Annotated in this window: 9 protein-coding genes; 3 read left to right on the top strand and 6 right to left on the bottom strand. The window is 41.9% G+C overall.

From position 1 onward, the window contains the following. Positions 1 to 34: 34 nt before the first annotated feature. From ACZ449_RS11205 to ACZ449_RS11190, 4 genes are all read right to left on the bottom strand, one after another. Complete coding sequence (locus ACZ449_RS11205; RefSeq protein ID WP_464261089.1) at positions 35 to 3,136, bottom strand: efflux RND transporter permease subunit; 3,102 nt, start codon at positions 3,134 to 3,136, stop codon at positions 35 to 37. Next, a complete protein-coding gene (locus ACZ449_RS11200; RefSeq protein ID WP_464261088.1) occupies positions 3,133 to 4,260 on the bottom strand; it encodes an efflux RND transporter periplasmic adaptor subunit in 1,128 nt (375 codons plus the stop codon). Before ACZ449_RS11200 ends, ACZ449_RS11205 begins: the two co-directional genes overlap by 4 nt. Before the next feature lie 27 nt (positions 4,261 to 4,287). Then, a complete protein-coding gene (locus ACZ449_RS11195; RefSeq protein WP_464261087.1) occupies positions 4,288 to 4,494 on the bottom strand; it encodes a hypothetical protein in 207 nt (68 codons plus the stop codon). Between the two features lie 171 nt (positions 4,495 to 4,665). Then, entirely contained in the window at positions 4,666 to 5,283 is a 618-nt protein-coding gene (locus tag ACZ449_RS11190) for a TetR/AcrR family transcriptional regulator (RefSeq protein WP_464261086.1), read from the bottom strand. A gap of 256 nt (positions 5,284 to 5,539) precedes the next feature. On the opposite strand from ACZ449_RS11190, the gene ACZ449_RS11185 reads away from it, so the two are divergent. Next, positions 5,540 to 6,181, top strand: a complete 642-nt coding sequence (locus ACZ449_RS11185; protein ID WP_464261085.1) for a cyclodeaminase/cyclohydrolase family protein — start codon at positions 5,540 to 5,542, stop codon at positions 6,179 to 6,181. 88 nt (positions 6,182 to 6,269) lie between these two features. Here the strand turns inward: ACZ449_RS11185 and ACZ449_RS11180 are convergent, their stop codons facing one another. Then, complete coding sequence (locus ACZ449_RS11180) at positions 6,270 to 6,959, bottom strand: response regulator transcription factor (protein ID WP_464261084.1); 690 nt, start codon at positions 6,957 to 6,959, stop codon at positions 6,270 to 6,272. Positions 6,960 to 7,004: 45 nt separating this feature from the next. Further along, positions 7,005 to 8,669: a c-type heme family protein gene (locus ACZ449_RS11175; protein ID WP_464261083.1), complete on the bottom strand. Its 1,665-nt coding sequence runs from the start codon at positions 8,667 to 8,669 to the stop codon at positions 7,005 to 7,007. Between the two features lie 859 nt (positions 8,670 to 9,528). Here ACZ449_RS11175 and cooS point away from each other — a divergent pair. Beyond that, positions 9,529 to 11,472, top strand: coding sequence for an anaerobic carbon-monoxide dehydrogenase catalytic subunit (gene cooS, locus ACZ449_RS11170; RefSeq protein WP_464261082.1), 1,944 nt, complete (start codon positions 9,529 to 9,531; stop codon positions 11,470 to 11,472). A gap of 81 nt (positions 11,473 to 11,553) precedes the next feature. Beyond that, the gene (gene acsB, locus ACZ449_RS11165) at positions 11,554 to 13,680 is read left to right on the top strand and encodes an acetyl-CoA decarbonylase/synthase complex subunit alpha/beta (RefSeq protein WP_464261081.1); all 2,127 of its coding nucleotides are present in this window, start codon (positions 11,554 to 11,556) and stop codon (positions 13,678 to 13,680) included. The last annotated feature ends 52 nt before the right edge of the window (positions 13,681 to 13,732 follow it).

Here is a 13,732-nt window from a genome sequence, read left to right as displayed (position 1 = left end):
ACTCCATTTCAATATAATTACCAAGTAAGGATTATTAAACAGAAGGTTTATTTGCAGTAGTAGTTGTTTCAGAAGCCTGTGCGTTTGTGGCTGGTTGTGCTTTATACAAGGTAGCATACATAACCGGCAGTACGATTAGTGTTAGTATTGTTGCGCCAGCCAAGCCGGAGGCGATGGCGATAGCCATTGGTCCCCAAAATACATCGGTAAATAGAGGAACCATCCCGAGAATAGCTGCAGCTGCTGTTAGGCAGATGGGGCGAAAACGGATAATTGTAGCGTTGACAATGGCATCCCAGAGGGATTCGCCGGCTTCAAGCTGCTGAGAAATTTGATCCATCAAAACGACTGTGTTACGCATAATAATCCCGGCTAAGGCCAGAATTCCCAGAGTTACAACAAAGCCCATAGGACTGTTGGTAACCAAGAGGCCGATTGACACCCCAATGAGTCCTAACGGCGCTGTTAGCAATGTTAGAATTAACTTCGGAATACTTTGCAGTTGAGTTATCAGTAGGATCATGATGGAAATAAGCATCGTCGGGATAGTCGCAGCAATATACTTATTCGCTTTTACACTGTCACTTTTAGTAGCATCATAATCGATGCTATAGCCTAAGGGCAGATTGGCGCGTACATCAGCAAGACTTTCATATACTTGCTGGGCGATATCGTCACCGGTTGCGCCTGGCGTTATTTCCGCCTGTACCCAAACCATAGGTTTTAAATCACGGCGATAAATCAAACCATGTTCGGTATCAAAGCTGATTTTGGCAATTTGATCAAGGGGAATATATTGACCATTACTGGCTTGGATATTGAGATTTTTTATGCGGGAGGGATCATAGCGATCCTGCGAATCAAAGCGGAAAACCATGTTAACGGTTTTGTCATATTCCCTAAATTCTGCAAAAGGCGTACCACTTAACTGGGCTTGGAGAGCGTTAGACAGCGTCTGGGAGGTAATGCCTAAGTTGCGGGCTTTATCTTGATCAACAGCCAGATGAATAATTTTACTTTTTTCATTCCAGTTCAGGTTGACATTTTTTGCTTCCGGGTTGGCTTCCATGGCAATACGTACTTTTTCGGCTATCTCCAGAACTTTATCCTGGTCATAGCCATTGACGCGCAACATAACCGGGTACTCAGCTGACGGCCCATTGGTTATAATCTTGGTATGAACATGCACGCTGGGAAATTCATCATTTACTAACTTACTGAGTGAAATATTCAACTGGTCACGGGCCTTATAGTCGTTAGCAACAATGATAAATTCAGCAAAGTTGGTTTTGGAGAAAGTCGGCTCAAAACTTAAGACAAACCGGGGCGCCCCCTCACCTACATGGTAGGTATAATAAGAAATCAGTGGATTGTCGTTTAGCTTTGCGGCAACCTGGTTGGCGATTTCGTCAGTAGTGTTTATCGAACCTCCTTCCGGTAATTGTAATTGAACAATAAGCTCCGGCCGGGTAGAACTTGCGAAGAATTCCTGCTTGACTAATCCCATTAAACCCACAGCGCCGAGAAAGCAGGCGGCAGTAACCGCGAGCACGATTTTGCGATGCGACATGCACCAAGTCAAGGTGTGTTTAAATAGATTATAAAACTTGGTATCATAGACATCATGTTCATCTACGTCTGCTGCTTTTGGTTTAATCTTAATAAATAAGTAAGACATTAACGGGGTAACTGTCCCGGCCACGACCCAGGAGGAAATCAGGGCAATGGCAATGACGTAGAAAATAGTTATACAATACTCAGAGCCGCTGCCAGCAGCCAAGCTGACAGGGATAAAGCTGGCAACAGTGACCAGGGCACCGGTTAAGCGCGGATAGCCTGTTGAGGTATAGGAAAAACAGGCAGCATTGAAACGGGTCCAGCCCTGTTCCAATTTGACAATCATGGTTTCAATGGTGATAATGGCATCATCTACTAGCAGACCTAACGCAATAATCAGGGCACCCAGCGATATTCGCTGTAACTGAATGCCGAATAGATCCATAAAGCAGAAGGTTATCAAAATAACCAGGGGAATGCACATGGCGACAATCAGACCGGCGCGGGCGCCCAGACTGGCAAAGCTAACAAGTAAAACGATAACGATCGCTTCCATCAGTGTTTTTATGAATAAATTAATCGAAGTTTTTACTACCTCAGGCTGATTAACGGTCTGGTGGATTTCCAGTCCGGCAGGCAGCTCTTTTTTTACTTGCTCAATAGTCTTAGCCAGGTTTTCGCCTAAGGTAAGAATATTATCACCAGGCTTCATCGCCAGCGAAATGCCAATGGCGGGCTCACCATTATAATAAAATTTAGGGTCACTAGGCTCGGCGTAGGCACGGGTTACTTTGGCAATGTCACCTAAGCGGAAAGTACGTCCGTTAGCTTGAATAGGAACATTGCGGATATCTTCCAACTGCTCAAACATACCGGTAATGCGTAAATAGATATTATCAGAGGCTGTCTCCAACATACCGGCAGCAGTCTTGGCGTTTTGTGCTGCCAGGGTGGAAGTAAGCAGATCAGGACTAATTCCCAACTGCGCCAATTTACTATTTTCTATTTCAATATAAATTTTTTCTGTTTGCACACCTATAAGTTGAACTTTGTTAACAGAGGGGACACCCAGCAAAATACGGCGAATACGTTCGGCTTTTTCTCGCATTTCTTCATAGGTATAGCCATCACCGGTAAGTGCGTACATTACACCATATACATCGTCGAACCGATCATTAAACGCGGGTTCAGAAGCACCAGACGGCAAAGTATTTTTAATGTCGTTAACCATTTTCTGGGCTTCTAGCCACCTAAGACGGACATCTTTTTGAGGAACAGTGTCTTTTAAGTGAACGTAAATAACCGCTATCCCAGGCTTGGAGAAGCTTTTCACATAATCAAGTCCTGGCAAATCTTGCAATTTTTTTTCTATTTTGTCAGTAACTTGTTCTTCCACTTCCCGCGCAGTAGCACCCGGCCAGGAGACATTGACAATCATTTGTTTGATGGTAAAGTCCGGATCTTCCATGCGGCCGAGGTTATTATAGGAGTAGAGGCCGGTGACAAAAAATAGGAGCATGAAAAAGTAGATAAAATGTTTATGATTTAGCGCCCATTCGGTTAGATTGAAATTTTTCACAGGGACTCACCGCCAACTTGTACCTTTTGTCCTGCTTTGAGTTTATGTACGCCTTTGGTTACGATGCAATCACCCTGCTGTAAGCCTTCGAGGACCTCAATTGATGTTTCATTAATAAAGTTGCCCAATTTTATGGGGCGCAAGGTAAGTATATCGTCTGTTACCACCCAAACGGTTGGCGTATCGCCGGTTTGATAAATGGCAGTCAGTGGAATAGTTGTAGTTTGCGGTACATTGCTGCTGACCACGGTTACGCTGGCGGTCATGCCTAGTTTCATTTCAGGCGGCGGGTTTAGTAAGCTAATGCGTACTTTAAAGGTACGAGTGGTTGAATCAGCCATAGGGGCAATCTCTCTTACGTTGCCAGCAATCATTTTATTAGCTAATGCCCAAAAAGTGACTTTGATGTCCTTAGCTTGGCGTAATTCTTCAATGCGGTTTTCAGGTACACTAATTTCCACTTCGCGGTCGCCGTCCTGCACCACGGTGGTAATGATTTGTCCAGCACTGACGACTTGGCCTATTTCGGCAGAAATGCTGGACACAATACCAGATTTATTGGCCTTTAAAAGAGTGTAATCCAGTTGATTAGTACCTTGCTCATATTGAGCAGAAGCTTGCCGCACCCCGGCAACAGCTACATTATAGGCATTGGCATACTGGTCATATTGGGATTGACTGATAGCGCCGCCTTCCAATAATTCGCGGTACCGATTGAGATTGCTCTCTGCTAACTGTAGCTGCGACTCAGCCGAATACACCTGAGCGGAATTGCTATTAACGGTTTGCACAACATCTTTGGCGTCAATTTGCATCAACGCATCGCCGGCGCTAACGTGACTGCCTAATTGGACATTTCGGCTGGTAATTCTTCCATTGACCTGGAAAGCCAATTGACTTTCATAGCGGCCGCGTACTTCACCAGAATAGGTATACTCCTGGGTATTTTTTGTAGTGCCAATTACCGCAGTGCGTACTATCGCAATCTCTTCGGCTGCAGCTACTGGCTTGTTATGATCTTTCAGGATAACGCCCGCAATGATACCGAGCCCGATGATTGCTGTGGCTAAACCGCAATATAACTTCTTTGGTGGTATTTTACGTAACCAATTTAATTGTTGCATTGTTTCACTCCTTAGTCTCATTCACAATTAGTTTTTTAGAGGGACAAGCTTGACAGACGGTTTTTCATAAGAGCAGATATGAACTAATTGTCCATCGCTAAGCAATTCGATTTTTCCGAGATTTCTGCCTTCCCAGGCCCAATCCTGGATGATTTCAGTCACAATTTTGTTGATTTCCTCCCAGGATAGTGTCGGGTCAACCATAACAGGTATGCCTTGAATGATAGTACACATTATACAAGCCTCCTTTCGTTTAATGGTTAGCTAACTCGTTAGTAAGTGGTAGAGATTCAGGCAGAAGTAAAAACTATTAATTGAATACATTCAATTAATGAGCTGAAAAAAGCCGCCCATTCAGTATGTTGAATAGCGGAGTTTTTTTATTAATTTGTATTTCTATGCGATTTACAGCAATATATGGATTGTTCCCTCCTGCGCTCCTAACGTTTTTTCAATAATGGATTCAGCCATTCTCAAGCGAAAGGACAAAAGTTCAGCAGGTAGTTTCTGAGGTAAGGCAACAATGAGAAGCTCGATAATTACCAGGATGAAATCCAAAACTGTCTGCGGATGGGATGCATGAAAATATTGTTTTTCGTTTCCTTCATTAATGACTTTTAGTATCCATGGTGAGAGGAAGAGGTTACTGTGGCGAGATATTTTATACCTAACATGTAGAAGCTGATCGTCATGCAATAAGTCAAGATACAACCCGCCTTTGTATTGAACGCCCTGGAGCAGGGTAGATATCATTAATTCGATTTTGCGGGGGGGGATAAGACTGTCGGAATAAGCTATCTTTTTGATTTCAGCCAGGAAGGAAGAAGATTGACGAATAACTAATGATTCTAAAATTTCTTCTTTGGACTTAAAGTAGTAATAGAGCATTCCCTGGGCAACGCCCATTTTTTTGGCGATATCGCTAATTGTAGTTCCAAGGTAGCCCTTGCTAGAAAATAAGTATTCGGCAGCATCTAAGATTTCAGTGATTCTAATTTGTGGATCTTGTGGAGTTCTAGCCATTGTAGCACCTCTATAATTGAATATGTTCAAATTATAAGCTTGCTGGAAGTTGCTGTCAAGGATTAGTTTTAATTCAGTCTCTGAATCAACTGTTTGTTTGGGTTACCCAATAATTCGGATGGGACGGAAAAATAGGGGAAGTATAAAGAAAGTGTAAATGCAATATCTTGTTGCAAATTTTTCTCGAGACTAGGAAAAAAGGATTGTCACATGGTAAAACTTTCTATCAATTGGACAAATGTAGGAGTGAAATGCTATGTTAATCGATAAGAGTATAACCGACTTTGTAGATGAGCTTGCTTCAGATTCGCCAATGCCGGGAGGTGGGGGTGTGGCCGCTTTAGCAGGAACTTTGGGAGCAGGATTAGGTTTAATGGTTTGCAACCTGACCGAAGGCAAAGAGACGTTTAAAGACATTCAGGAGCCTATTGCCAAACTCAAGCAGGAAGGTATACGGCTAAAAGCAGAATTGTTACGAGGCATAGATGGCGATGGCCAATCATATTTAAGCATTGTTAATGCATATAAACTTCCTAAAAGCAACGAAACTGAAACGCTAGTTAGGAAAAACGCAGTGCAAGAAGCAAGCAAGGAAGCCGCACGATTTTCTCTGTCGGTTGGACAGAATTGTCTTCAAGTTATGAAATTTTCGATTGATGTCGTTCAGTTCGGCAACCCTAATGCGGCCAGTGAGTCTCTAGCGTGCGGCTTACTTGCTTATGCAGGTGTATATGCAGCCTTGGTAACAGCAGAAATCAATCTTGCCTCCATTCACGACCATCTTTTTGTTCAAGATATTCTTAAAATTAGCATCCCTACAAAGGAACAGGCGGAAGTACTAAAAAAGGAAATTACCTTGGAAGTGGCTAAACGTATAGTAATAAATGATAGCATTTAAAAAGGGATCGTGTTGAACCGTAAAGTTTCAACGCGATCCCTTTTTGATTGGTACTATTGGGGGTATAGTTTTTATATTTTTATGGTTACTAAATTACGAACTTATAACCTACACCCCGGAGTGTTTGAATAAAAGAAAACTGTGAATCGGTTCGTTTAATTTTTTCTCGTAATCGGCTTATTAAAACTGTGACTGTATCTTCGTTTCCCACATAATCGTTTTGCCATATTTGATATAACAATTGTTTCCGTGTAAAAACCTTGTTTGGGTGCTTTATCATAAACCATAATATATCGAACTCTTTAGCGGTCAGCTCAATAGGCTGATCATCCAAGAATACTTCCCTGGATGTAGGATTGATAGTTAACCCATTGTGATTGTAACTCGAACCGTCAATACTTGATGAACGGTTTTCCTCTTTAGTGCGCCTAAGGATAGCCTTTACCCTTAGGCATAGTTCTACTGGACTAAACGGTTTGGTTAAATAATCGTCTACGCCCAGGTTGAAACCTAGAATTTTATCTACCTCTTGATTTCTAACAGAGAGGATGATTATTGGGATAGAAGAGGTTTCTCGAACGGTTCGACATACTTGAAAGCCATCGACTTTCGGTAGCGCAAGATCAAGGACAATTAGGTCATAGTCTTGGCGCTGAAATTGCTCAATGGCTTGCTGTCCATCAAGGGCAGTGGCAACTTCATAGCCCTCTCGTTTCAGACAATGTTCAATAATTCTCAAAATCTTTGGTTCATCATCTACAACCAAAATTGCAGGCACTATAATCGCCCCTTTTTTGACATATCAGTAAATCATTTTAATAAATCAAGCTTTGATGTGGATTTGTTGTATTGGTAAGGTAAAGTAGAACGTGCTTCCCTTTCCAAGTGTGCTTTCTACCCAAATGGTTCCTCCGTGAAGTTCTACAAGATGCTTAGTAATTGCTAAACCTAAACCTGTTCCGCCAAATTCCTTGGTTGTTCCGGAGTCGGCTTGGAAAAATTTATCAAAAATAAATGCAAGATCATTTTCGGACATTCCTTTGCCAGTGTCATTTACAGATATCAATAGCTTCTCCTCGTCATCCAGATAACAAACTTTTAAATAAACACTTCCGCCAACTGGTGTAAACTTTACGGCATTGGATAATAAATTCATTAAAATCTGTTTTACTTTATTTTTGTCAGCTTGAATTACCGGGAGTTCATCGGGTATTTCAATAGTAAGAGTCAAGCCAGCTCTGCTAGTCAAAGGTTGGAGAATTCGTTCCAATACCACAGTAATTTCAGACATATCAAAGACAACCGGATGAAGTAGCAATTTACCTCTTTCCACTTTCGATAAATCCAATATGTCTGTAATTAAATCCAGCAGGTGGTGGGCGCTTTGATAAATATCGTATACATATTCTGTTACTTCTGTCTTTTCCGTTCCATATTCCAGGATGATCTCAGCATAGGCAATCATAGCGGTAAGCGGCGTTTGCAGCTCGTGACTCATTGTAGAAATAAACTCGGATTTGACTTCGCTCGCCTCAGCCAACTTTTTATTAATATCTTGTAATTGTTGTTGATGGGCTTGCAATACTTGGTAGGCGGAAGCTAATTCGTTCGTTCGCTCACTAACTTTGGTTTCTAGGTTATCGTGCAGTTCTTTAAGGTTTACGGCCATAGATTGAAAGCTGTCATACAGCGTTTGGATTTCGAAGTTTCCCATTGCTCGCGGATCACGAACATCTAGATAGCCATGTCCAATTTTTTGTGCTAGTGCTGTCATATGTTCAAGGGGTTTAACGAAACTTTTTCGGATAATAAGGTAGATTATAGAAGTTAGAGTTAGCCAGAGCGTAAATATGGCCAGCAAGCGGCCAGTAAGCATATTTTGGTAATTTTTCTCCATTTGCTCCATCGGCGCTACAATACTTATTGCTCCGGCGAAATCTCCTATCTTCGATCCTTCTTTAGGATATCCAGCAATGTCCATTTGTCCCGCGGGCTTACCATGGCAGGTTAAACAGCTGGTATCGTAGTATAAGGGGCGCATGTAGCGGAAAACTTTTTTCTCGTTTACTGTATCAACAGCCCATTCTTCATTAAGGTTTCTATCATCTGCCAACTTTTTCAGCATTTCAACTTCAAATAGATCGGGTGCGTTTTGGGGATTTCGTACAGTTAAGTTAGTTTGCTTGAAGGTGTATCCCATTGTACCGTTAAACAATTCGGATATGTCACGAATAGCAACAGAAGGATTAAGATTCTTAAAATGTACGGCTCCATTTTGGTCTTTGTTGATTAACTCTTGCTTTTGGGCGATGAAAGTCCGGGTCGACAGTAAGGAGTTAGCCAGAACAGAGGTGCTTTTATGTAAATCCTCTAACGCTTGCTGGCGTTGAACGTAGCTGTCCCAGGCCAGATAAAGTAACATTAATATAGTTATAGTTGTAGTTAGAAATATCATAATTTGGGTGTTAAGGCGCGTTCGGTTCAACATTGCTATGCCACCTTTAGATATATGTTCAAAAATAAATAAAGCTTTTCCGGAAGTGGCCGAAAAAGCTAGTTAAACAGAAGAGGTAAGTTTGGTTTCAGGCCAGTAACCAATTCTATCAATATGATAAATACTGCACGAACTATAATGCCCATATCTTAGCAGAGGCTGAGTCAATAGTCAATGACCAGCTGATCTTCGTATACCGGTTTCTTTAGATAGAGCGGGTTTTTCATGTCCTCTGTAATACTTCTACAGTCTTTTGTTTAGCTAAATGCAAGATTGAGTAATGCTTGAGTAAGACAAATAATACCTAACTTTTATACTTTGTTATGCTCATGGAAAGTTCAATGAAACATAGTTTGTGTATAATTTAACTAACTTAAATATACTTATTATCCCGGGTATAAAGTATATGAGAGTAATATCTAAAGGGGGGAATAAACTCGAAGCTTTTTGCGCATCACGTCGATTGTTCATTTCTATGTTCACTAGACTCAAAAAGGTTTTATATTTGCTGAGCCACTACTTACACAGTGTTAATGGCCTTCAGTTGGCTATTAATGCATCAGAGTTAATATGAGGAAAATAACTCCTCCAGAATGAGGAAACCGTCAATTGCGTTTCTTTAATTTTGGTAATAAGTATGTTGAGTTACTATCGTTTAGGAGCCGACAGTAACTCAACATGTAGGGTTGTACCATTTCAGTAATTTTGGTAACAACATCATTTCTAGCAAAGTACTGCCGTTGGAGCCGGCAGTACTTTGCCATATAACATTGTAATTTATGATACGTAATTGCCAAATAGACTTATTATTTGTTTAATTGAGAGCCAATGATGAATATATGGAGGTAGAAAAATGTCCGAATTTGAAAAATATACGATTGATACAGCGGCTCATCCCATGATGGATAGAGCGAAGGAACTAGGATTTCTAACTACTTTTGATAGAGCGAAAGCCCAAGAACCACGTTGTACTTTCGGCAATACTGGTATTTGCTGCCGTATATGTCTGCAAGGCCCTTGCCGTATACTACCGAAGAAACCAGGTGGCAACAAAGGTATCTGCGGCGCACGTGATTACACTATCGTTGCCCGTAACACGGTTCGTTATATTGCTGGCGGCGCTGCTGCTCACTCCGATCATGGTCGCGAAATTTCTGAAGCTCTTCTGCATACTGCCGAAGGTCATTACAAAGATTATCAAATTACTGATACTAACAAGCTTATGTATGTGGCTAAAAATATCGGTGTTGAAACCGAAGGCCGTGAAGTAAATGCTATTGCTAAAGATGTTGCTAATGCTGCACTGGATGAATATAGACGCATCGATGAAAATGAAGAAGTTACCTGGCTGAAATCCTATATCCCTGAGAACACACTTACTATTTGGCGTAAAACAACGATTATGCCTACTGGTATCAATCTTAGTCTGGCAAAATTACTGCATCAAACCCATGTCGGTAATGATGCTGACCCAATTAATATTACCTTTGGTGGTCTGAAGGTTGCACTGTGTGACCTTGATGGATCGCATGTTGCTACTGACTTATCCGATATTCTTTTTGGTGTTGGCGTACCTGTAGTAACTGAAGCTAACCTGGGTGCTATCAAAGCTGATAAAGTGAACATTGCCGTTCATGGACATAATCCACTGCTTTCCCAAATGGTTGTTAAAGCTGCTAAAGAAATGCAGGGAGAAGCTAAAGCTGCCGGCGCAGCAGGCATCAACCTTGTTGGTATCTGCTGTACCGGTAACGAAGTTCTTATGCGTGAAGGTGTTGCTATTGCCACTAACTTCGCTACCCAAGAATTAGCAGTTTTGACAGGCGCTATGGATGCTATGGTTGTTGATGTTCAGTGTATTATGCCAAGCTTACGTTCAGTAGCTGAATGTTTCCAGACTAAGATTGTTACCACTTCGCCAATTATGAAAATTCCTGGATCTTACCATTATGCGTTTGATGAAGCTCATGCCATGGATAGCGCGAAAGAAATCATTCGTCTGGCAATTGACGCTTATAAACAACGTGATCAAGCGAAAGTTAACATTCCTAATATCACAAATAAAGTTGTTGCAGGTTTCAGTGTTGAGGCTATGCTCAATATCTTCAAGAAAGTTAACCCGGAACATCCACTGCGGGTTATCGCAGATGCTATCGAAGCTGGTGAAATTAAAGGCGTTGCTGCTCTTATTGGTTGTAATAACCAAAAAGTTACCCATAACTACAGTCACACCACCATCGCTCAAGAATTAGCTAAAAATGATGTATTGTTGCTCGCCGGCGGTTGCTCTGCCCAGGCTCACGCTCTATCTGGGATGATGAATGGCGAAGCTGTACAGAAATATGCTGGTGAGGGGCTGAAGAAATTCTTTGCTCGCCTGAATGCAGCATCAGGTTTAACTGAAGATCTGCCATTGATGTTCCATATGGGCTCTTGCGTTGATTATAGCCGCATGCAGCTTTTTGCTAATCTGTTAGCAGCAGAAATGGGATTAGATCTTGCTGAACTTCCTTATGCTGTGAGTGCTCCGGAAGCTATGTCGGAAAAGGCTGTTGCTATCGGTTCTTGGAATGTTTGTTGCGGTAATCCTATGCATGTTGGTGTTAGTGGTCCTACTGTTGGTAGCCAACTTGTTAATGATGTTGTTACCAAAATTGCGGAAGATGTATTTGGTGGATTTTTCTTCTGGGAACCAGATCCCCATAAAGCTTCGGCTAAAATGATCGACATTCTCGAAGAACGTAATTGGAAAAACGTCATGCGTAAAAAAGCCCGTGATGCCAAAGAGGATAACTAATCACTGTTTCGGACTATATATTATTAACTATCAATAGAAGATAATGAGAATTTGACTCTATGAAGGAGGACAAAAAGCAATATGTCTATGGAGCTTTTTAAAGGCGCCTATGAAGGTGCTGTCACAGCTACCAGCTATGCAGAAATTCTTTTGGCAAAAGCCATTAAGGAACACGGTGCTGACTGCCCGGTAAAATATCCTGATACTGCCTACAGGCTGCCGGTAATCACTGCGCTGAGCGGTGAAGAAGTAAATACCATTGGTGATCTTTCCCCAATTCTTAATAGAATTCGTACCACTAATATCCGGGAAGAGCTGAATTTAGAAAATGCTAAGCTTAATGGTGAAGCTACCCTATATGCTGCTGAAATTATCGAAGCGCTACGGTATATTAATGGTGCAAAACCTGATAAATATCCTTATTGCGGTTTTATTCCTGACCCTATCCTTCGTAAATTCGGCGTACCTTTGGTTGACCAAACCATTCCTGGTGTTGCCGTTATCGTTGGTAAAGGTAAAGACAGCAAATCAACTGCCAAACTGGTAAAAGAACTCCAGTCCAAAGGCATCATGATTTTCTTAGCTAATGAAGTAATCGAGCAGTGTATTGAAGAAAACGTTAAAATCGGTTCTGAATTTATTACCTTCCCGGTTGGTAAATTCACCCAGGTCATTCATGCTGTTAACTTTGCTTTTCGCGCTGGTCTGGCCTTCGGTGGTATCCCTGCCGGTCAGCGTGAACGGGCTATTGAATATCAGGTAAAACGCGTATTTGCCTTTGTTATCCAGCTTGGACCTAATGATATTGTTAAATTTGCTGCTGAATTTGGCGCTATGTTCATGGGCTTCCCGACAGTTACCGATCAACCGGTAGCCGAAGAAATTCCTGACTGGTATCAATCTGAACCAGACTATGAAAAAATCGGCAAGCTTGGTCTTGAAATGCGTGGCATTAAAATCAAAATTGTTGATATCCCGGTACCGATCACTATTGGACCTGCTTTCGAAGGTGAAACCATTCGGAAGAAAGATGCTTGGGTTGAGTTCGGCGGCGGTCGTTCCACTAGCTTTGAGCTTGTTCGGATGTGTGGCGTTGATGAAGTTGAAGACGGCAAAATTCAAGTTGTCGGACCAGAAATTGACGATATGCCGGAAGGCAGTGTATTCCCGCTTGCTTTTATGGTTGATATCTATGGACGTAAAATGCAGGAAGACTTCGAGGGCGTGCTCGAACGTCGTATCCACTACAACCTGAACTATGGTGAAGGCTTGTGGCACGTAGCACAACGTAACATGATGTGGGTGCGTATTAGTAAGAATGCTAAAGCTGCTGGCTTTAAGATTAAAGACTTTGGTGAAATTCTTATTGCAAAATTTAAATCCGATTTCCCCGCTATCGTTGACCGTGTGCAAGTTACCATTATTACCGATAAAGACGTTATTGAAGAAAAAATCAAAATCGCTATTGAAAAATATGCTACCCGTGATGCTCGTCTCAAAGGCCTTACTGATGATGTTGAAACATATTATTCTTGCCTGCTCTGTCAGTCCTTTGCACCAAACCATGTGTGCGTAGTATCGCCAGAACGCTTAGGTTTATGCGGTGCTGTTAGCTGGCTTGATGCAAAAGCTTCTAACGAAATCAATCCTCTTGGCCCAAATCAGCCGATTGAGAAAGGGGAATGCCTTGATCCTGTCAAAGGTCAGTGGAAAAACCTGAATGACTTCATTTATGCTAATTCCCACAACACGGTCGAAGCCGTAAACTTCTATACGCTTATGGAAAACCCGATGACATCTTGCGGTTGCTTCGAAGCCATTATGGCAATACTACCGATGTGTAATGGTGTTATGGTTACTACTCGTGAACATGGTGGCGAAACTCCTTGCGGCATGACCTTCTCCGCTTTGGCTGGTACTTGCGGTGGCGGTATGCAGACTCCTGGTTTCATGGGTCTCGGTCGTCGGTACATTACCAGTAAGAAGTTTATCAAAGCAGACGGTGGTCTTGCACGACTTGTCTGGATGCCGAAAGAACTCAAAGAATTCTTAGGTCAAGACCTTATTGATGTTGCAGTAGCTGAAGGACTGGGCGCAGATTTTGTTGATAAGATTGCTGATGAAACTGTTGGCGTCACTGAAGACGAAATCCTCTCATTCCTGGAAGAAAAACAACATCCTGCTCTCAAAATGGATTCCTTGATGTAGCAAAAACTAATTTGCGTTGAAAAAGCGGTGGCAATCACTTGAAAGCCAGAGG

Source organism: Desulfosporomusa polytropa, assembly GCF_055380075.1.
This window is presented reverse-complemented; position numbering and strand designations above follow the sequence as displayed.